The 20,671-nt window shown below is 58.1% G+C and carries 16 protein-coding genes; 12 read left to right on the top strand and 4 right to left on the bottom strand.

The window, feature by feature from the left end; translation table 11 throughout:
- Window positions 1-26 precede the first annotated feature (26 nt).
- Window positions 27-941, top strand: coding sequence for a DUF808 domain-containing protein (locus tag AB7M26_RS26805; RefSeq protein WP_123496111.1), 915 nt, complete (start codon window positions 27-29; stop codon window positions 939-941).
- A 113-nt stretch (window positions 942-1,054) separates the two neighbouring features.
- Here AB7M26_RS26805 and AB7M26_RS26800 read toward each other — a convergent pair whose 3' ends face one another.
- Together AB7M26_RS26800 and AB7M26_RS26795 are read right to left on the bottom strand one after the other, a co-directional pair.
- On the bottom strand, window positions 1,055-1,843 hold the full coding sequence (locus AB7M26_RS26800) for an MlaA family lipoprotein (RefSeq protein WP_123496113.1): 789 nt from the start codon (window positions 1,841-1,843) through the stop codon (window positions 1,055-1,057).
- Window positions 1,836-3,134, bottom strand: a complete 1,299-nt coding sequence (locus AB7M26_RS26795; protein ID WP_123496115.1) for a serine/threonine protein kinase — start codon at window positions 3,132-3,134, stop codon at window positions 1,836-1,838. The genes AB7M26_RS26800 and AB7M26_RS26795 overlap by 8 nt, the downstream gene beginning before the upstream one ends.
- Window positions 3,135-3,357: 223 nt before the next feature.
- On the opposite strand from AB7M26_RS26795, the gene AB7M26_RS26790 reads away from it, so the two are divergent.
- Window positions 3,358-3,726 carry a hypothetical protein gene (locus tag AB7M26_RS26790; protein WP_123496117.1) on the top strand — a complete coding sequence of 123 codons (369 nt, stop codon included), beginning with the start codon at window positions 3,358-3,360 and terminating at the stop codon, window positions 3,724-3,726.
- A 121-nt stretch (window positions 3,727-3,847) separates the two neighbouring features.
- Here the strand turns inward: AB7M26_RS26790 and AB7M26_RS26785 are convergent, their stop codons facing one another.
- On the bottom strand, window positions 3,848-5,443 hold the full coding sequence (locus AB7M26_RS26785) for a glycoside hydrolase family 17 protein (RefSeq protein WP_123496119.1): 1,596 nt from the start codon (window positions 5,441-5,443) through the stop codon (window positions 3,848-3,850).
- Between the two features lie 286 nt (window positions 5,444-5,729).
- Here AB7M26_RS26785 and AB7M26_RS26780 point away from each other — a divergent pair, with 286 nt between their 5' ends.
- The 3 genes from AB7M26_RS26780 to AB7M26_RS26770 all read left to right on the top strand — a co-directional run bounded on the left by AB7M26_RS26780 (window position 5,730) and on the right by AB7M26_RS26770 (window position 8,754).
- Window positions 5,730-6,581, top strand: a complete 852-nt coding sequence (locus tag AB7M26_RS26780) for a glycine betaine ABC transporter substrate-binding protein (RefSeq protein ID WP_123496121.1) — start codon at window positions 5,730-5,732, stop codon at window positions 6,579-6,581.
- Window positions 6,582-6,787: 206 nt separating this feature from the next.
- Window positions 6,788-7,099 carry a DUF485 domain-containing protein gene (locus tag AB7M26_RS26775; RefSeq protein ID WP_007939152.1) on the top strand — a complete coding sequence of 104 codons (312 nt, stop codon included), beginning with the start codon at window positions 6,788-6,790 and terminating at the stop codon, window positions 7,097-7,099.
- Window positions 7,096-8,754, top strand: coding sequence for a cation acetate symporter (locus tag AB7M26_RS26770; protein ID WP_123496123.1), 1,659 nt, complete (start codon window positions 7,096-7,098; stop codon window positions 8,752-8,754). The genes AB7M26_RS26775 and AB7M26_RS26770 overlap by 4 nt, the downstream gene beginning before the upstream one ends.
- A gap of 944 nt (window positions 8,755-9,698) precedes the next feature.
- Here AB7M26_RS26770 and gltA read toward each other — a convergent pair.
- Window positions 9,699-10,985 (bottom strand): citrate synthase, encoded by a 1,287-nt coding sequence (gltA, locus tag AB7M26_RS26765; RefSeq protein ID WP_008071464.1) that lies wholly within the window; start codon window positions 10,983-10,985, stop codon window positions 9,699-9,701.
- Window positions 10,986-11,347: 362 nt separating this feature from the next.
- Between gltA and sdhC the strand changes: the two genes are divergently transcribed.
- The 7 genes from sdhC (at window position 11,348) to lpdA (ending at window position 20,477) form a co-directional block, all read left to right on the top strand.
- Complete coding sequence (gene sdhC / locus AB7M26_RS26760) at window positions 11,348-11,722, top strand: succinate dehydrogenase, cytochrome b556 subunit (protein WP_032830362.1); 375 nt, start codon at window positions 11,348-11,350, stop codon at window positions 11,720-11,722.
- Complete coding sequence (sdhD, locus tag AB7M26_RS26755; protein ID WP_052967227.1) at window positions 11,716-12,084, top strand: succinate dehydrogenase, hydrophobic membrane anchor protein; 369 nt, start codon at window positions 11,716-11,718, stop codon at window positions 12,082-12,084. The genes sdhC and sdhD overlap by 7 nt, the downstream gene beginning before the upstream one ends.
- 3 nt (window positions 12,085-12,087) lie before the next feature.
- Window positions 12,088-13,860, top strand: coding sequence for a succinate dehydrogenase flavoprotein subunit (sdhA, locus tag AB7M26_RS26750; RefSeq protein ID WP_123496127.1), 1,773 nt, complete (start codon window positions 12,088-12,090; stop codon window positions 13,858-13,860).
- Window positions 13,861-13,871: 11 nt separating this feature from the next.
- Window positions 13,872-14,576 (top strand): succinate dehydrogenase iron-sulfur subunit, encoded by a 705-nt coding sequence (locus AB7M26_RS26745; protein ID WP_007898989.1) that lies wholly within the window; start codon window positions 13,872-13,874, stop codon window positions 14,574-14,576.
- A 262-nt stretch (window positions 14,577-14,838) separates the two neighbouring features.
- On the top strand, window positions 14,839-17,670 hold the full coding sequence (locus AB7M26_RS26740; protein WP_192345752.1) for a 2-oxoglutarate dehydrogenase E1 component: 2,832 nt from the start codon (window positions 14,839-14,841) through the stop codon (window positions 17,668-17,670).
- Window positions 17,671-17,712: 42 nt separating this feature from the next.
- The gene (gene odhB / locus AB7M26_RS26735; protein ID WP_008071474.1) at window positions 17,713-18,930 is read left to right on the top strand and encodes a 2-oxoglutarate dehydrogenase complex dihydrolipoyllysine-residue succinyltransferase; all 1,218 of its coding nucleotides are present in this window, start codon (window positions 17,713-17,715) and stop codon (window positions 18,928-18,930) included.
- A 110-nt stretch (window positions 18,931-19,040) separates the two neighbouring features.
- Entirely contained in the window at window positions 19,041-20,477 is a 1,437-nt protein-coding gene (gene lpdA / locus AB7M26_RS26730) for a dihydrolipoyl dehydrogenase (RefSeq protein ID WP_123496131.1), read from the top strand.
- Window positions 20,478-20,671 lie beyond the last annotated feature (194 nt).

The following is a 20,671-nucleotide window of genomic DNA, read 5'->3' as shown; positions in this document are numbered from 1 at the left end:
ATTCATTCAAGAAGGAAACCTGATTCATGGCGGGAAGCAGTTTGCTGGTGCTGATCGACGACATCGCCACTGTACTGGACGATGTGGCGTTGATGACCAAAATGGCCGCGAAGAAGACCGCTGGCGTGCTTGGCGACGATCTGGCGCTCAATGCCCAGCAGGTTTCCGGCGTCCGTGCCGAGCGGGAAATCCCCGTGGTGTGGGCCGTGGCCAAAGGCTCGTTCCTCAACAAGCTGATCCTGGTGCCGTCGGCCTTGGCCATCAGTGCGTTCATTCCGTGGCTGGTCACGCCGTTGTTGATGGTCGGTGGCGCTTACCTGTGCTTTGAAGGCTTCGAGAAACTCGCCCACAAGTTCCTGCACAGCAAAGCTGAAGATCAGGCTGAACACGCAGAATTGGTCGAGGCTGTGGCCAACCCGACGGTCGATCTGGTGGCGTTCGAAAAGGACAAGATCAAGGGAGCGATCCGTACCGACTTCATTCTCTCGGCGGAAATCATCGCCATCACCCTGGGCACCGTGGCTGACGCTTCGCTGACCCAGCAAGTGATCGTGCTCTCGGGCATAGCCATCGTCATGACCATCGGTGTCTACGGCTTGGTGGCCGGTATCGTCAAGCTCGATGACCTCGGTCAGTGGCTGGCCCTGAAGCCTGGGCAAATGGCCAAAAGCATCGGCGGCGGGATTCTGCGTGCAGCGCCGTACATGATGAAAAGCCTGTCGGTGATCGGTACCGCGGCGATGTTCTTGGTCGGCGGCGGGATTCTGACCCATGGCGTGCCGGTGGTTCATCACTGGATCGAGAGTGTCAGCGCGGGTGCTGGTGGGGCCGGGTTTATCGTGCCGACGTTGCTGAATGCGGTGGCCGGGATTATTGCCGGTGCGGCGGTATTGGTGGGCGTAATGGCTGTCGGCAAGCTTTGGAAAACGGTGAAAGCCTGAACCTGTGGGAGCGAGCCTGCTCGCTCCCACATTCGGTTGATGGTGTTTGATACACCGCGCATGAAAAAGGCCATTCGACGCAAATCGAATGGCCTTTTTTGTTGCCGACGGAATTACTCGGCAACCTGCAGCTTGCGCGACTCGGTGTACACGTAACGCACTTTTTCATATTCGAACGGCGTGTTCAGCTGACCGTAGCGGAAGCTGTTCTGATAGCGCCTGTCGATGATGCGCAGTGCCAGGACTTCCGGATGGTTGGAGCTGACTTCGGCCACGTTCAGGAAGTTGATCGCCGATTCGCCGGTGTAATCCACTACCAGGCCCGCGGTGTCGCGCAGGTTCGACGGGCCGAGGATCGGCAGCACGAAGTAGGCGCCGCCCGGTACGCCGTAGAAGCCCAGTGTCTGACCGAAGTCTTCGCTCTGGCGCGGCAGCCCCATGGCGGTGGCCGGGTCCCACAGTCCGGCGACACCGATGGTGGTGTTGAGCAGCAGGCGCGCGGTGGTTTCCATCGAACGCTGACCTTTGAATTGCAGCAAACTGTTCACCAGGTTTGGCACATCGCCGACGTTGTTGAAGAAGTTGCTGACGCCGGTGCGCAGGAAACTTGGGGTGATGTAGCGATAGCCGTTGACCACGGGCAGGAACACCCATTGGTCGAAACGGTAGTTGAAGTGGTAGACGCGGCGGTTCCACTCTTCCAGCGGGTCGTAAACGTTCAATGCGTTGAGCGTCGAACGTTCGAATTCGCGTTGATCCAGCCCTGGATTGAATTTGAGTTTGCTCAGTGGTTGCTTGAAGCCGTCGCTATCGACCACCACAGGTGCATTGGCTTTGCTGTTGTCGGCGTTGGCGACGCCTGCACAGAGTAACGCTGCGATCAGCAGGGGGTATTTAGCCACGGAAAAACTCCAGCATGGCGTCGCTGTTGACGCGATAGTTGAGGTTGCCGCAATGGCCGCCCAATGGATAAACAGTCAAACGGTCGCCAAAGGTCCGGCGCAGAAACCCTAGGTCGCCAGGGCCGAGGATCACGTCGTCGGCGTTGTGCATGACGGCGATTTTCGGGCTGTCGTGCAGGTAATCCTTGAGTGCATACAGGCTGACCTGATCGATCAGTTGCAGCAGGCTGCCGCCATCGGTGCGGGCGCGCCACATCGGAATGACCTGTTCGGTGAGGTAGCAGTCGAAGTCGCATTGCAGCGCGCGTTTGAGGAACGGCGTGAGGGTGGTGCCTTCGGTGATCGGGTATTTCGGTGGCGTGATCAGGCCGCGACGATTGATCAGGTCCGAGGTGAAAGCGATGTCAGCCGCCGAGAAACGGAACGAAGTGCCAATCAGCATGGCCATCTGCTCGTTGCTCAGGTGCTGTTTGGACTGCTGGAAGTCGTAGAGCAGGGCGTCGTTGAGGTCGATGTAGCCCTTCTGCTGGAAGTAGCGGGTCAGTTTGTCCAGTACCAGTTCATAGAAGGTGGTGCTGTTGTTGATGCCCTTTACCTCTGTCTGTACCAGCTTGTCCAGGTTGGTGACCGAGGTGTAAAGGTTGACCGGAGGGTTGAGCAGCAAGACTTTCTTGAAATTGAAGCTGCGACGGGTTTCATCCAGGTGCGCGACAAATGCCGCATCCAGTGCGCCAAGGCTGTAACCGGTCAGGAAATAATCGGTGACCGGCAGCTTCGGGTTCTGCGCCCGCACGGCCTGCATCACCCGGTACATGTCTTCGGCATCATCCTTGGTCACGCCGGGGGTGGCAAAGCGCGAGGCGGCGGTCATGAAGTCGAAGCTGGTGGGCGACGATAGCTGCACCACGTGATAGCCGGCCTTGTAGTAGAGCTTTTTCAGGTACTCGTTGAGGGTGCTGTCATAGCGTGCACCCGTGCCGGAGATCAGGAAGATCAACGGTGCCGCTTGATCTTGCGTGGCGATGCGGTAGGTGAGTTTCTTCACCGGCCAGAAATTTTCCGGCAGGCTGAATTCACGCTCCGGGCGCAATGTGACGCTGCGATCCTCCTGATTGATATCGTCGTCCAGCGGCAACTCCGGGCGTAACTCCGGCGGTGTCGTGGCGATAGTCGCCTCGAACGGGTTGGTCAGGGGGTAGCCGTAACTGGCGGCATCAATGTCGGCCGCCAGTGCGGACGCACTTAAAATCAAGCCGCCAAACAGGGCGGCGCAGCGCAAGGAACGGAGCATGACTAGATCCCTTAGAGGAAGGTGCCGGATGAAGTTCGCAGGCTATGACCACAGGATTTGCGCCAAAGTGCCATGATGGGTACCAATCAGGCCTGATTTCGGAGCAACGGTAGCTGGACGATACACTTTGCAGCTATTTGATGAACAGTTATCTGTTGATGTCACTTGCTTACCGCGGGCGGGGGATTAAGCTGGCCGCCGATTTCGTTTATTGGAGTGCTTCATGTCCCGCCGTCTGCCCGTGATCCTGTTGCTCGTTCTTCTGCCGTTATGGCTGGCCGCCAGTTATGGCGCGCGTTATGGCTTCATGGAGGATGCGCAATGGGTCGGCATCTGCGTGGATGAGGCCAGTCGCTGGGAATGCCAGATTCGGTCGAACCTGGGCTTGATGATTCATTTCAAGGTGTTGGGCTGGACGGCAATGGCTGCCGCCGTGATTGGTTTTGTTCTGCCAGGGCGAGTGGGGTGGTGGCTGGCGGTGCTGGCGCTGGTGTTCGGGTTTCCGGCGCTGGCGTTGTACAACACCACGTTGGCGGTGTTTGCGGTGGTGATTGCTGCTTTGCGGCTGGTCCGGGCTTCTCGTAGCGCCTAATGGGCAGCCTTCGCGGGCAAGCCTCGCTCCTACAGTTTAGAGTCGTTCGCAATTATCACGGTCGACATAAATCTGTAGGAGCGAGGCTTGCCCGCGAAGAGGCCCGCAAGCACGCTGAAGATCAGCCCTTGCGAACCCGCAAGCTGCGCCACAACGCCGCCACCATCAACACACTCACCAGCGCCCAACCCCAGGCCTGCTGGTTCTGCAAACCTTCTTGATACAACTGCGGCGCAATGCCGGCGCCGATGATGAAGGTCAGCAGGGCAATTTCCCGGCGCGGCACACTGACCGGACGGCACAGGTACACCAGCGCCGGCAGGATGAACGCAACACTCGGGAAGCTGCGATAACGCGGATCGAACACCAGCTCCAGGATCATCACCGCCGCGGCAAAACCTGCCGCTGCCAGCCACCAGCCAGCGCGACGCTCCAGTGCATTGAAGGCGCGTTCACGCCAGCCGGTACGAGCGCTCAAGGTCAGCGCAGCATGGGCCAGCACCAACAGATTCAACCCCGTCAGCAAAGCGACCCACAGCCATTCACTGGCAAACCGTGTGGTGACCCGAGCCAGATCGCCCCAGGCGCCAATCGAACAGGCCGCCAGCGCGCCGAGCAGCGGCAGTACCAGCGCCGCACGGGTGCTGCGAACGCGACCGCCGAGGATCAGTGTGCCGATGAAGATCAACCCACCCAGCGCCAGCCATTGCGACCAGTACGGCACGTTCGAGACTGGCCCGGCGAGTACGCCCTTATCCTGACGATCGGCGTCGAACAATCCCCAGTAACCCCCGACCGCACCTTCGCTGGCGCGTTTCCAGGGCTGGTCAAATGCCTCGATCAGGTTGTAATGCCAGCCTTGCTGTTCGGCCATGATCACAAAGCTACGAATGAACTTGGCTTCGTTGACCCTGCTCGGCAAAGCGGTTTCGCGCTGACGGCCTTCGCTCGGCCAGCCGGTTTCGCCAATCATCACGTCTTTGGGCGCAAATTTGTTGCCGAACACCTGACGCACTTCGGCCACATGCTGCAGCGCGGCGTCGATGTTCGACGGATCGTCTTCCCAGTACGGCAGCAAATGAATGGTCAGGAAGTCCACCGCCGGAGCGATTTCGGGATGCTTGAGCCAGAATTCCCAGACGTCGGCGTAGGTCACCGGTTGTTTGACCTGACTTTTGACCTTGTTAATCAGCGTTGCCAACTGTGCGCCGGTGACTTCCTTGCGCAGCAGGGTTTCATTGCCTACGATCACCGAGGTCACTACATCGGCGTTGGCATTGGCCGAGGCGATCAGCAGGTCGACCTCCTTGGCGGTGTCCACCGGGTTGCTGTTGACCCAGGCGCCGATCATCAGCTTCAAGCCGTGCTTGCGTGCCAGATCGGGCAGAGCCTCGAGGCCGGTCATGGAATAAGTGCGGATGCATTCGAAACGGGTTGCCAGCAGTGCGAGGTCGGCGTCCATGCGCTCGGGGCGCAGTTTGAACGGCACATCGAACGGCGACTGGTCTTTGTCGAACGGAGTGTAGGAGGCGCATTGCAGCTTGTGTGTTGCGCTGGCCACGTCCGGCAGGATCACCGGTTTGCCGAGTCCATACCAGAAGCCACCGAGGGCAAAAAGCCCCAGCAAGCAGGCAAATAAATAAGCAAGAAGAGGAAAGCGGGATGTCGCGGGCATGGTCAGGCCGTCTGGGAACAAAGCCGCGCATGTTACCTGCATTTGTCCCGCGCTTGGTGGCCCGCATAATTTTGACATGCAAAGTTCAGGCGGGGTGGCGGATGGATTTGCGACGGTTGCAATTAATGGCCTTCTGATGTCGTTTCTCGATGCCTTGAGGTCGCTGGCAGAGCAGGTCGCAGTGGGCGTCAGGTTGATCATCCAATCGTCAGTACTCCGCTGATGTTTGAACGAGTTTGCGGTGAGGCGTGATGGGGGCGCTGTGCACCATAACAATACGTTGAGCGGCTCGGCATCCGTCGAGCGCAGCACTTTCGGGGAAGTAACGATGAAGATGCGACGACTCTTGGGCGCAGGTGCCGCTTTGGTGCTGGCGATCAGTTCTACGATGGCCAGTGCTGAAGGCAAGGCAGTGACGATCGGTTATGTAGACGGCTGGTCGGACAGCGTCGCCACGACCAACGTGGCCGCGGAAGTGATCAGACAGAAACTCGGTTATGACGTGAAGCTGCAAGCGGTTGCCACCGGGATCATGTGGCAGGGTGTGGCCACTGGCAAACTCGACGCCATGCTGTCGGCGTGGCTGCCCGTGACCCACGGTGAATACTGGACCAAGAACAAGGATCAGGTCGTCGATTACGGCCCGAACTTCAAGGATGCAAAAATCGGCCTGATCGTGCCGGAGTACGTCAAGGCCAAGTCTATTGCCGATCTGAAAACCGACGACAGCTTCAAAAATCGTATCGTCGGTATCGATGCCGGTTCAGGCGTGATGCTCAAATCCGAGCAGGCGATCAAGGACTATGGCCTGGACGGCTATACCCTCAAGGCCAGTTCCGGCGCCGGCATGATTGCCGAGCTGACCCGTGCCGAGAAGAAAAACGAATCCATTGCCGTCACCGGTTGGGTGCCGCACTGGATGTTCGCCAAGTGGAAACTGCGTTTCCTGGAAGATCCGAAAGGCGTTTACGGTGCGGCTGAAACCGTAAATAGCATCGGTAGCAAGGGCCTGGATGCCAAAGCACCTGAAGTCGCGAAGTTCCTGAAGAACTTCCAATGGGCGTCGAAAGACGAAATCGGCGAAGTCATGTTGGCGATTCAGGAGGGTGCCAAGCCTGAAGCCGCAGCGAAGGATTGGGTGGCCAAACACCCGGATCGCGTTGCCGACTGGGTCAAATGATTTGATTAGAAGCGTCTAGTCAGTACCTCTCGAGGCCCCTTGGCATTTATGCCAAGGGGCCTTTTGCTTTTTTATGTGTTTAACGCATGCATGAGAAATGGCGACTCTGTCATGTCGTTCTAATACTAAGGTCGTCTGGAACCTGTCCGGCAGCCGCATAGAGTGGATACCGTTCCAACTAAATCTGTGCTGCGAGGATAAAAACAATGAACGACAGCATTTACCTCTCGATTCAAAACAGCCCGCGCTTCAAGGAGCTGGTCAGCAAGAGAGAACGATTCGCCTGGATTCTTTCAGCGATCATGCTTGGGCTGTACTCCGGATTCATTCTTTTGATTGCTTACGGACCGCATATCCTGGGCGCAAAAATCAGCCCCGAGTCCTCAATTACCTGGGGCATTCCGATCGGTGTCGGGCTGATCGTTTCGGCCTTTGTCCTCACGGGCATCTACGTGCGACGCGCCAACGGCGAATTCGACGACTTGAACAATGCGATTCTCAAGGAGGCTCAGCAATGATCCGGCGTCTAATGGCTCTATTGAGCATCGCAGCCTTCGCACCTGGCGCCTGGGCGGCTGAAGCCCTGACGGGTGCGGTACAGAAACAACCACTCAACATTTCCGCGATCCTGATGTTCGTGGCATTCGTGGGTGCAACCCTGTGCATCACTTACTGGGCTTCCAAGAAAAACAACTCGGCCGCCGACTACTATGCGGCGGGCGGCAAGATCACCGGTTTCCAGAACGGCTTGGCGATTGCCGGTGACTACATGTCCGCGGCGTCCTTCCTGGGTATTTCCGCCCTGGTGTTCACCTCCGGCTACGATGGTCTGATCTACTCGATCGGCTTCCTGGTGGGTTGGCCGATTATTCTGTTCCTGATCGCCGAGCGCCTGCGCAACCTGGGCAAATACACCTTTGCCGACGTGGCGTCCTACCGCCTCGGGCAAACCCAGATCCGCTCGCTGTCGGCATGCGGTTCGCTGGTGGTGGTGGCGTTCTACCTGATCGCGCAAATGGTGGGTGCTGGCAAGCTGATTCAGCTGTTGTTCGGTCTCGACTATCACGTTGCGGTGATCCTGGTCGGTATCTTGATGTGCCTGTACGTGCTGTTCGGCGGCATGCTGGCGACCACGTGGGTGCAGATCATCAAGGCGGTGCTGTTGCTGTCCGGTGCCTCGTTCATGGCACTGATGGTGATGAAGCACGTCAACTTCGACTTCAACGCGCTGTTCTCCGAGGCGATCAAGGTTCACCCTAAAGGTGAAGCGATCATGAGCCCGGGCGGCCTGGTGAAGGATCCGGTCTCGGCGTTCTCCCTCGGCCTGGCACTGATGTTCGGTACCGCTGGCCTGCCGCACATCCTGATGCGCTTCTTCACCGTGAGCGACGCTAAAGAAGCGCGTAAAAGCGTGCTGTATGCAACCGGCTTCATTGGCTACTTCTACATCCTGACCTTCATCATCGGCTTCGGCGCGATCTTGCTGGTCAGCACTAACCCGGCCTTTAAAGATGCGGCTGGTGCGCTGATGGGCGGCAACAACATGGCGGCGGTGCATTTGGCCAACGCGGTGGGTGGCAGTATCTTCCTGGGCTTCATCTCGGCGGTGGCGTTCGCAACCATCTTGGCGGTGGTGGCTGGTCTGACCCTGGCCGGTGCTTCGGCGGTGTCCCATGATCTGTACGCCAGTGTGATCAAGAAGGGCAAGGCCAACGAGAAGGACGAGATCCGCGTCTCGAAAATCACCACCATCGCTCTGGCGGTGCTGGCGATCGGCTTGGGTATTCTGTTCGAGAAGCAGAACATCGCGTTCATGGTGGGCCTGGCGTTCTCCATCGCGGCAAGCTGCAACTTCCCGGTACTGCTGCTTTCCATGTACTGGAAGAAGCTGACGACTCGCGGTGCGATGATCGGCGGCTGGCTGGGTCTGGTCAGTGCCGTTGGCTTGATGGTGTTGGGGCCAACCATCTGGGTGCAGATCCTGGGTCACGAGAAGGCGATCTTCCCGTATGAATACCCGGCGCTGTTCTCCATGGCCATTGCGTTTGTCGGGATCTGGTTCTTCTCGATCACCGATAAGTCGGCCGAGGGTGTGAACGAGCGGGCGCTGTTCTTCCCGCAGTTTGTTCGTTCGCAGACTGGATTGGGGGCGAGCGGGGCGGTTTCGCACTAAGGCTTTGAGTTTCTATATATAAGCTGAGCTACACAAAATGCCCTGGTCGAGAGATTGGGGCATTTTTTTATTGGGCGGTTATCGGCCCTTGTTTGACTTGCTCGCGAAGGTGGCCTGATAGTCGACTGGGCTCTTTGATCGTGTACATATCCGTTTCTGCGGTTACGGCTTCTATTGGTTTCGCTTTTACAGCGAGTCACTTTGGAAAAGCCCCAAAGTAACCAAAGGGCTCTTACCCCTCCATTCGGTGCCTCGCCTAGGCTCGGCATGCCATAACGAAGGCATTGCTCCGGGGGCCCGCCGCCATCGGCCATCCATGGCCGGGGGCGGCTACCGCGGCATCCTTGCCGCGGTGCCCCCTACGCAATGCCTGCGTTCGGCCTCTGGGAAAGGGGCGAAAGATCAAGATCAAAAGCCAAAGCAACAGCAAGATCAACAGCTTCGCGAGCAAGCCCGCTCCCACAAAAAATCAGAGCACATCCAAAATCAGAGCCATCCGCTCTTCTTTTCACCACTATATAGGCCGAGCGTTAGCTCGCCTGCAGCTTTTGATCTTGATGCACCGCCCCCTCGAGAGGCCGAGTGGAGGTTCTGCGCAGTGGGCAACCCGGCATGGATGCCGGGTGGCCGCGCCCGGCCATGGATGGCTGATCGCGGCGGGCCCACGGAGCAGGACCGGAGCGAGGGAATGCCGAGCCTGGGCGAGGCACCGAGCGAAAGGGGCAAGAGCGTTTTGGTTGCTTTGGCGCTTTTCCAAAGTGACCCGCTGTAAGAGCGGAACCGCCAGCCGGCGCAACCGAAGAAACGGATATGTACACAACCACAGAGCCCGGTCGGCCCTCAGGCTGCCGCGTAACTCAACGTCAGGCACAAACAAAAACGGCCCCTATCCAATAGAGGCCGTTTCCGGTAAAGCTCAAGACGTTATCGCAAGACAGCGCTTATCAGCGGTCTTCAAGCCGAGTGATATCACGCGACTCATAGCCAGTGTACAGCTGACGCGGACGGCCAATCTTGTACGGGCTGGAGAGCATTTCTTTCCAGTGGGAAATCCAGCCGACAGTCCGCGCCAGAGCGAAGATCACGGTGAACATGCTGGTTGGAATGCCGATTGCCTTGAGGATGATCCCCGAGTAGAAGTCGACGTTCGGGTACAGCGAGCGTTCGATGAAGTACGGATCGGTCAGGGCGATCTCTTCCAGGCGCATGGCCAGTTCGAGTTGCGGATCGTTGGTGATGCCCAGTTCTTTCAGTACTTCGTCGCAGGTCTGCTTCATGACGGTGGCACGTGGGTCGCGGTTTTTGTAAACCCGGTGACCGAAGCCCATCAGTTTGAACGGATCGTTCTTGTCCTTGGCCTTGGCGATGTACTTGTCGATGTTCGAAACATCGCCAATCTCGTCAAGCATGGTCAGAACGGCTTCGTTCGCACCGCCGTGGGCAGGGCCCCACAGTGCAGCGATACCGGCGGCGATACAGGCGAACGGGTTGGCACCCGACGAGCCGGCCAGACGTACGGTAGAAGTCGATGCGTTCTGCTCGTGGTCGGCATGGAGGATGAAGATCCGGTCCATGGCCTTGGCGAGTACCGGGCTGATCGGTTTGATCTCGCACGGGGTGTTGAACATCATGTGCAGGAAGTTTTCCGCGTACGACAGGTCGTTGCGCGGGTACATCATGGGTTGGCCCATGGAGTACTTGTAAACCATTGCGGCCAGGGTCGGCATCTTGGCAACCAGACGGATCGCGGAGATTTCGCGATGCTGCGGGTTATTGATGTCGAGGGAGTCGTGGTAGAAGGCCGAGAGGGCGCCCACTACGCCGCACATGACGGCCATCGGGTGGGCGTCGCGACGGAAGCCGTTGAAGAAGGTCTTCAATTGCTCGTGAACCATGGTGTGGTTCTTCACGGTGCCGACGAACTGGGCCTTTTGTTCTGCGGTCGGCAATTCGCCATTGAGCAGCAGATAGCAGGTTTCCAGGTAGTCCGACTTTTCAGCCAGCTGTTCGATCGGGTAGCCGCGGTGCAGCAAAATGCCGTTGTCGCCGTCGATATAGGTGATCTTCGACTCGCAGGAGGCAGTCGACATGAAACCAGGGTCAAAGGTGAAACGGCCCGTGGCCGTCAGGCCCCGAACGTCGATAACATCGGGACCAACGGTGCCGGTTAAAATGGGCAGCTCGACGGGGGCTGCGCCCTCGATGATCAACTGCGCTTTTTTGTCAGCCATGTGGCCTCCTATTTATGCTTGAAATCATCAGACAGACCCCCCACGCAGGGCCCGCACCACTATAGTGAGATAAATTCGAATGTCAATTTGCCTAAAGTCTTGCTCCAGAAGGCTTTAACCGGACTTTTTCCTCGAAATTGACTGCCATTTACGCCTTTTATGTCACTTGTGCAATCAGCTATTAGGGGAAGGTGAACGCGTTGTCATTAGTAGCCTAACTGTCTATACTCGGCCACCGACCGCCAGGGGCTTTTGGGCCTGCTTTATTGGGGGTCGCATCCCTGGGTGGTGGTTACCTGACCAGTGCACTCCCCAACAACTTTGCCCTGATTGTTAGGGGCTCTTCAGTGTGAAAAAAAGCCGTGAAAAGCCAACGACCTGTAAACCTAGACCTAAGGACCATCAAACTCCCCATCACCGGCGTTACGTCGTTTCTTCACCGTGTTTCCGGCATCATCCTCTTCCTGGGCCTTGGCTTCATGCTTTATGCATTGGGCAAGTCTCTGGGTTCCGAGGAAGGTTTTGCCGAGGTGAAGGCATGCTTGACCAGCCCGCTGGCCAAGTTCGTAGCATGGGGCCTCCTGTCCGCTCTTCTGTATCACCTGGTAGCCGGTGTGCGCCATTTGATTATGGATATGGGCATCGGTGAGACGCTGGAAGGCGGCAAACTGGGCTCGCAAATCATTATCGCCGTATCTGCGGTGTTGATCGTTCTGGCGGGAGTTTGGATATGGTAACCAGCGTTACGAACCTGTCGCGTTCGGGCCTCTATGACTGGATGGCACAGCGTGTGTCTGCGGTCGTTCTCGCGGCTTATTTCATCTTCCTGATCGGATACCTCGTTGCGAATCCTGGCATTGGCTACACCCAATGGCACGAACTGTTCGCAAGCAACTGGATGCGTATCTTCAGTCTGCTGGCCCTTGTAGCCCTGGGCGCTCACGCCTGGGTCGGCATGTGGACCATCGCGACTGACTACCTGACGCCGATGGCGCTGGGCAAGTCCGCGACTGCAGTACGTTTCCTTTTCCAGGCAGTATGCGGCGTTGCGATGTTCGCTTACTTCGTCTGGGGTGTGCAGATTCTCTGGGGTATCTGATCCATGGCTAACATTCCAACGATTTCTTTCGACGCCATCATTATTGGTGGCGGCGGTGCCGGCATGCGCGCAGCGCTGCAACTGGCACAAGGCGGTCACAAGACTGCCGTGATCACCAAGGTTTTCCCGACCCGTTCGCACACCGTATCGGCTCAGGGTGGCATCACCTGCGCTATCGCTTCTGCGGACCCGAACGATGACTGGCGCTGGCACATGTACGATACCGTCAAGGGATCCGACTATATCGGTGACCAGGACGCTATCGAATACATGTGTCAGGAAGGCCCGGCTGCAGTTTTCGAACTGGACCACATGGGTCTGCCGTTCTCCCGTACCGAGCAAGGCCGTATCTATCAGCGTCCATTCGGCGGACAGTCGAAGGATTACGGTAAAGGTGGCCAGGCCGCCCGTACCTGCGCCGCGTCCGACCGTACCGGTCACGCGCTGCTGCACACCCTTTATCAGGGCAACCTGAAAGCCGGCACCACGTTCCTGAACGAGTACTACGCTGTTGATCTGGTGAAGAACCAGGACGGCGCATTCGTCGGCGTTATTGCCATCTGCATCGAAACCGGCGAAACCACCTACATCCGCGCCAAGGCTACCGTACTGGCCACCGGCGGTGCAGGTCGTATCTACGCTTCGACCACCAACGCCCTGATCAATACCGGTGACGGCGTTGGTATGGCGCTGCGCGCCGGCGTACCGGTACAAGACATCGAAATGTGGCAGTTCCACCCGACCGGTATCGCCGGCGCCGGTGTACTGGTTACCGAAGGTTGCCGTGGTGAAGGTGGTTACCTGATCAACAAGCACGGCGAGCGTTTCATGGAGCGTTATGCTCCGAACGCCAAAGACCTTGCCGGTCGTGACGTCGTTGCTCGTTCGATGGTTAAAGAGATCATCGCCGGCAACGGTTGCGGTCCGAATGGCGACCACGTAATGCTCAAACTCGACCACTTGGGCGAGGAAGTGCTGCACAGCCGTCTGCCAGGCATCTGCGAACTGTCCAAGACTTTCGCACACGTTGACCCGGTTGTTGCTCCGGTTCCGGTCGTTCCGACCTGCCACTATATGATGGGCGGCGTTCCGACCAACATTCACGGTCAGGCAATCACCCAGAACGACGAAGGCGTCGACGAAATCATCCCTGGCCTGTTCGCAGTGGGTGAAGTGGCGTGCGTATCGGTTCACGGCGCCAACCGTCTGGGCGGCAACTCGCTGCTTGACCTGGTGGTATTCGGCCGCGCTGCCGGCCTGCACCTGGAAAAAGCGCTGAGCGACGGTATCGAATACGATGACGCCACCGACGCCGACATCAACGCTGCCCTGGCACGTCTGTCCGCTCTGAACGAGCGTACTGAAGGTGAAGACGTGGCAACCCTGCGTCGCGAACTGCAAAGCTGCATGCAGAACTACTTCGGTGTGTTCCGTACCGGCGAATACATGCAGAAGGGTATTGCTCAGCTGGCTGATCTGCGCGTGCGCATCGCCAACGTCAAGATCAACGACAAGAGCCAGGCGTTCAACACGGCGCGTATCGAAGCGCTGGAACTGCAGAACCTGCTGGAAGTGGCCGAAGCCACTGCCATCGCTGCAGAAGTGCGCAAAGAGTCCCGCGGTGCTCACGCCCGTGAAGACTTCGAAGACCGTGACGATGAAAACTGGCTGTGCCACACCCTGTACTTCCCGGGTGACAAGCGCGTTACCAAGCGTGCTGTGAACTTCTCGCCGAAGACTGTTCCGACTTTTGAACCTAAGATTCGGACTTATTAAGGGTGGCCGCCATGTTGCAAGTCAGTGTTTATCGTTACAACCCTGATCAGGACGCTGCGCCGTTCATGCAGGAATTCCAGGTTGATACCGGTGGTAAAGACCTGATGGTGCTGGACGTGCTGGCCCTGATCAAAGAGCAGGACGAAGGTTTCTCCTATCGTCGCTCTTGCCGTGAAGGTGTTTGCGGTTCCGACGGCATGAACATTAACGGCAAAAACGGTCTGGCATGCATCACGCCGCTGTCTGCCGTCGTAAAACGTAACAAGCTGATCGTTCGTCCGCTGCCAGGTTTGCCGGTTATCCGTGACCTGGTCGTCGATATGAGCATCTTCTACAAGCAATATGAAAAGGTTAAGCCATACCTGCAGAACGACACGCCGGCTCCGGCCATCGAGCGTCTGCAGTCCCCTGAAGAGCGTGAAAAGCTCGACGGTCTGTACGAGTGCATCCTGTGCGCTTGCTGCTCGACTTCGTGCCCGTCCTTCTGGTGGAACCCGGACAAGTTCCTGGGTCCGGCTGCTCTGCTGCAAGCCTATCGCTTCCTGGCAGACAGCCGCGACAACAAGACATCCGAGCGTCTGGCTTCGCTGGATGACCCGTTCAGCGTATTCCGCTGCCGGGGCATCATGAACTGCGTCAACGTTTGTCCGAAAGGCCTGAACCCGACTAAGGCCATCGGTCACATCCGTAACATGCTGCTGCAAAGCGGCGTGTGATTCAGCTGCTGTACCCGTAGGACCGCTGTACCCGTAGATGCTACGGCGCAGGCTTCAACCGGCGCCGTAGTTTTAACCTGAGCAGCAGCTTAAAAGGCTGCCGCTCTTATTTTGAAGAAATGAGACAAGCAGGGGCATCCGGGCTGGTACCCGGACTATCAGCGTGATCCTAAGTGGCTTGTTTTAGTCGCTGCATTCGGACTTCTGCAAGTTTGCTCGGTGTCGACGCCGGTGGTGTTCCCCTAACCGAGGGTGACCAAGCATGCAAGAAAGCGTGATGCAGCGCATGTGGAACAGCGCCTACCTATCCGGTAGTAACGCTGCCTATGTGGAAGAGCTCTACGAGCTCTACCTGCACGACCCTAACGCTGTGCCAGAAGAGTGGCGCACCTACTTCCAGAAGTTGCCTGCTGATGGCAACCCTGTCACCGATGTTTCGCACTCCACAATTCGCGATCATTTCGTCTTGCTGGCAAAGAACCAGCGCCGCGCCCAACCGGTTTCCGCCGGTAGCGTGAGCAGTGAGCACGAGAAGAAGCAAGTTGAAGTGCTGCGATTGATCCAGGCCTACCGTATGCGTGGCCACCAGGCAGCCCAGCTTGACCCGCTGGGGCTGTGGCAGCGTCCTGCACCTGCAGACCTGTCAATCAATCATTACGGCTTGACCAATGCCGATCTTGATACGACCTTCCGTGCCGGCGACCTGTTCATCGGCAAAGAGGAGGCGAGCCTACGCGAAATTCACGAAGCGTTGCAGCAGACATATTGCCGCACCATCGGCGCTGAATTTACGCATATCACCGATTCCGAGCAGCGCCAGTGGTTCCAGCAGCGTCTGGAAAGCGTGCGCGGCCGTCCGACGTACTCCGTCGACATCAAGAGCCACCTGCTTGAGCGCGTCACCGCTGGCGAAGGCCTGGAAAAATACCTCGGGACCAAATACCCGGGTACCAAGCGTTTCGGTCTGGAAGGCGGCGAGAGCCTGATTCCGATGCTCGACGAGCTGATCCAGCGTTCCGGTTCCTATGGCACCAAGGAAATCGTGATTGGCATGGCCCACCGTGGCCGTCTCAACGTGCTGGTCAACACCTTCGGCAAGAACCCGCGCGAGCTGTTCGACGAGTTCGAAGGCAAGAAGAAGGTCGAGCTGGGTTCCGGTGACGTCAAGTATCACCAGGGCTTCTCGTCCAACGTGATGACCACCGGTGGTGAAGTTCACCTGGCCATGGCCTTCAACCCTTCCCACCTGGAAATCGTTTCCCCGGTGGTCGAGGGTTCGGTTCGCGCCCGTCAGGATCGTCGTAACGACCCTACCGGCGAGAAGGTTCTGCCGATCTCCATCCACGGTGACGCGGCATTCGCCGGTCAAGGTGTGGTCATGGAAACCTTCCAGATGTCGCAGACCCGCGGTTTCAAGACCGGCGGCACCGTGCACATCGTGATCAACAACCAGGTCGGTTTCACCATTAGCAACCCGCTGGACTCGCGCTCCACCGAGTACGCGACCGACGTTGCGAAGATGATCCAGGCGCCGATCCTCCATGTGAATGGTGATGATCCGGAAGCCGTGTTGTTCGTGACCCAACTGGCCATCGACTACCGCATGCAGTTCAAGCGTGACGTGGTAATCGATATGGTCTGCTACCGTCGTCGTGGCCACAACGAGGCCGACGAGCCTAGCGGCACCCAGCCAATCATGTACCAGCAGATCACCAAACAGCGCACCACCCGTGAGCTGTATGCCGATCGTCTGACCCAGAGCGGTGTGCTGGACGCAGAGCGTGTTCAGGCGAAAGTCGACGAATACCGCAATGCGCTGGACAACGGTCTGCATGTTGTAAAAAGCCTGGTCAAAGAGCCGAACAAAGAGTTGTTCGTGGACTGGCGTCCGTATCTGGGCCATGCCTGGACCGCGCGTCACGACACTCGTTTCGATCTGAAAACCTTGCAGGAACTGTCCGCCAAGCTGCTGGAAATTCCGGAAGGCTTCGTGGTTCAGCGCCAGGTCTCGAAAATCTACGAAGACCGTCAGAAAATGCAAGCCGGCGGCCTGCCGATCAACTGGGGTTACGCCGAAACCATGGCGTACGCGACCCTGGCGTTCGAAGGTCACCCGATTCGCATGACGGGTCAGGACATCGGTCGCGGTACGTTCTCGCACCGTCACGCTGTCTTGCACAACCAGAAAGACGCGGGTACCTACGTCCCGCTGCAAAACCTGTACAAGGGCCAGCCACGTTTCGACCTGTACGATTCGTTCCTGTCCGAAGAAGCCGTGCTGGCGTTCGAATACGGTTACTCGACCACTACGCCTGAGGCGCTGGTGATCTGGGAAGCCCAGTTCGGCGACTTCGCTAACGGTGCCCAAGTGGTTATCGACCAGTTCATCACCAGTGGCGAGCACAAGTGGGGCCGTCTCTGCGGTCTGACCATGCTGCTGCCGCACGGTTATGAAGGTCAGGGTCCGGAGCACTCTTCGGCTCGTCTGGAGCGTTACCTGCAACTGTGCGCCGAGCACAATGTTCAGGTTGCCGTCCCGACCACCCCGGCTCAGATCTACCACTTGCTGCGTCGTCAGGTGATTCGCCCGCTGCGCAAGCCGTTGATCGTCCTGACTCCGAAGTCGCTGCTGCGTCACAAACTGGCCATCTCGACCCTGGAAGATCTGGCCGAAGGTTCGTTCCAGACCGTTATCCCGGAAATCGATGCCCTGGACCCGAAAAAGGTCGAGCGCGTTGTTCTGTGTAGCGGCAAGGTCTACTACGACCTGCTGGAAAAACGCCGTGCCGAAGGTCGTGATGACATCGCCATCGTGCGTATCGAGCAGCTGTACCCATTCCCTGAGGACGACCTGAAAGAAGTCCTGGCTCCTTACACCAACGCCAAGCATGCCGTTTGGTGTCAGGAAGAGCCGATGAACCAGGGTGCCTGGTACTGCAGCCAACACCACTTGCGTCGTAGCATCAGTACGCTCAACAAGTCTCTCGTACTCGAGTACGCGGGCCGTGAGGCTTCTGCTGCACCTGCTTGTGGTTATGCATCGATGCACGCTGAGCAGCAGGAACAACTGCTGCAAGACGCCTTTACTGTTTAACGCCTTCGCGCACCTGAAACCGAATTTAAGGACCCACAGATAATGGCTATCGAAATCAAAGCCCCCACTTTCCCGGAATCGGTTGCCGATGGCACCGTTGCCACCTGGCACAAAAAACCGGGCGACGCCGTCAAGCGTGACGAACTGATCGTCGACATCGAAACTGACAAAGTCGTACTGGAAGTGTTGGCCACCGCTGATGGCGTGCTGGGCGCTATCGTCAAGAACGAAGGCGACACCGTTCTGTCCGACGAAGTTCTGGGCTCCATCGGTGAGGGCAGTGCTGCCGCCGCTGCTCCTGCCGCCGCTGCTGCACCTGCTGCTGCCGCTGCTCCTGCCGAAGCGGGCGAAGACGATCCTGTTGCTGCACCGGCTGCTCGCAAGCTGGCTGAAGAAAACGGCATCAACATCGCTTCCGTTGCCGGTACTGGCAAAGGCGGTCGTGTGACCAAGGAAGACGTGGTTGCCGCTGTAGCTGCCAAGAAAGCCGCTCCGGCTGCCGCGCCTGCCAAGGCTGCTGCGCCTGCCGCTGCTGCTCCAGTGTTCGCTGCCGGCGATCGCATCGAGAAGCGCGTACCGATGACCCGCGTTCGCGCCACCGTGGCCAAGCGTCTGGTTGAAGCTCAGTCGAACATGGCGATGCTGACCACTTTCAACGAAGTCGACATGACCGAAGTCATGGCCCTGCGTTCGAAGTACAAGGATCTGTTCGAGAAGTCCCACAACGGCGTGCGCCTGGGCTTCATGTCGTTCTTCGTCAAGGCTGCCACCGAAGCGCTGAAACGCTTCCCGGCTGTCAACGCGTCGATCGACGGTGCTGACATCGTTTACCACGGCTACGCCGACGTCGGTGTTGCTGTTTCCAGCGACCGCGGCCTGGTTGTACCGGTTCTGCGTAACGCCGAACTGATGAGCCTGGCTGAAATCGAAGGCGGCATCGCCACCTTCGGCAAGAAGGCTCGTGACGGCAAGCTGTCGATGGACGAAATGACCGGTGGTACGTTCACCATCACCAACGGTGGTACCTTCGGTTCGATGATGTCGACTCCGATCGTCAACCCGCCACAAGCGGCCATCCTGGGCATGCACAACATTCTGCAGCGTCCTATGGCGATCAACGGCCAAGTCGTTATCCGTCCGATGATGTACCTGGCTCTGTCCTACGATCACCGTTTGATCGACGGCAAAGAAGCTGTGACCTTCCTGGTTACCATCAAGAACCTGCTGGAAGACCCGGCTCGTTTGCTGCTGGATATCTGATTTCGTTGCACGGGCCGCTCAGTGATGGACGGCCCTTCTGTAATGACCAGCTTCGTCCCACGACGGTCCCCAAAAGGGGCCGTCCGGTTTGATTCGAGAAGGAATGACACATGACTCAGAAATTCGACGTGGTAGTGATTGGCGCGGGCCCTGGTGGCTACGTGGCTGCCATCAAAGCAGCGCAATTGGGCCTCTCCACTGCCTGCATCGAGAAATACACCGACAAGGAAGGCAAACTGGCCCTCGGCGGTACTTGCCTGAACGTCGGCTGCATTCCATCCAAGGCGCTGCTGGACAGCTCCTGGAAGTTCCACGAAGCCCAAGACGGCTTCGCGATCCACGGTATCAACCACGCTGGCGTGACCATGGACGTGCCAGCAATGGTCGGCCGTAAAGCCAACATCGTCAAAGGCCTGACCTCGGGTGTTGCCACCCTGTTCAAGGCAAACGGTGTGACCTCGATCCAGGGCCACGGCAAACTGCTGGCCGGCAAGAAAGTCGAAGTCACCAAGCCTGACGGTTCGGTAGAAATCATTGAAGCCGAGAACGTGATTCTGGCTCCAGGTTCGCGTCCGATCGACATTCCACCGGCTCCTGTCGACCAGAATGTGATTGTTGATTCGACTGGCGCGCTGGAATTCCAATCGGTTCCAAAACGTCTGGGCGTGATTGGCGCTGGCGTGATCGGTCTGGAACTGGGTTCGGTCTGGTCCCGTCTGGGTGCAGAAGTTACCGTTCTCGAAGCGCTGGACACCTTCCTGATGGCCGCTGACGCTGCCGTTTCCAAGGAAGCGCTGAAAACCCTGACCAAACAAGGTCTGGACATCAAGCTGGGTGCTCGCGTTACCGGTTCCAAAGTGAACGGCGACGAAGTCGTTGTGAACTACACCGATGCCAACGGCGAACAGAACATCACTTTCGACAAGCTGATCGTAGCCGTTGGTCGCCGTCCGGTGACCACTGATTTGCTGGCTGCCGATTGCGGTGTGACCCTGGACGAGCGCGGTTTCGTGCACGTTGACGATCACTGCGCCACCACTGTACCGGGCGTTTACGCCATCGGTGACGTGGTTCGCGGCATGATGCTGGCACACAAGGCCTCGGAAGAGGGCATCATGGTTGTCGAGCGCATCAAGGGCCACAAAGCCCAGATGAACTATGACTTGATCCCGTCAGTTATTTATACTCACCCGGAAATCGCGTGGGTCGGCAAAACCGAGCAGGCCTTGAAGGCTGAAGGCGTTGAAGTTAACGTTGGCACCTTCCCGTTCGCAGCCAGTGGCCGTGCCATGGCAGCCAACGACACCGGCGGTTTCGTGAAAGTCATTGCCGATGCCAAGACTGACCGCGTATTGGGCGTCCACGTGATTGGCCCGAGCGCTGCAGAACTGGTTCAGCAGGGCGCGATCGGTATGGAATTCGGCACCAGCGCTGAAGACCTGGGCATGATGGTTTTCTCCCATCCGACCCTGTCTGAAGCCTTGCACGAAGCAGCTTTGGCTGTGAATGGCGGCGCCATCCACATCGCCAACCGCAAGAAGCGTTAAGACAATAAGAAACCACGGCGGTACGGCCCGTCGTGAGCCTTGCGTGCAAGACTCACCGCGGAATGTCCGCTGGACGCAGTCTTGCGTAGCTGCACCGGGTAACTGGAAAGCTACGCAAGCAGCAGTCACAGGTGGTGCGGCACCAGAACGGTGCAGCACCGAATGCGCAGTACCTAACGAAGACGGTAATAAGC

The organism is Pseudomonas sp. F-14 TE3482, from assembly GCF_053629455.1.
The sequence above is the reverse complement of the archived record's forward strand: the minus strand, read 5'-3'. Positions and strand labels throughout refer to the sequence as shown.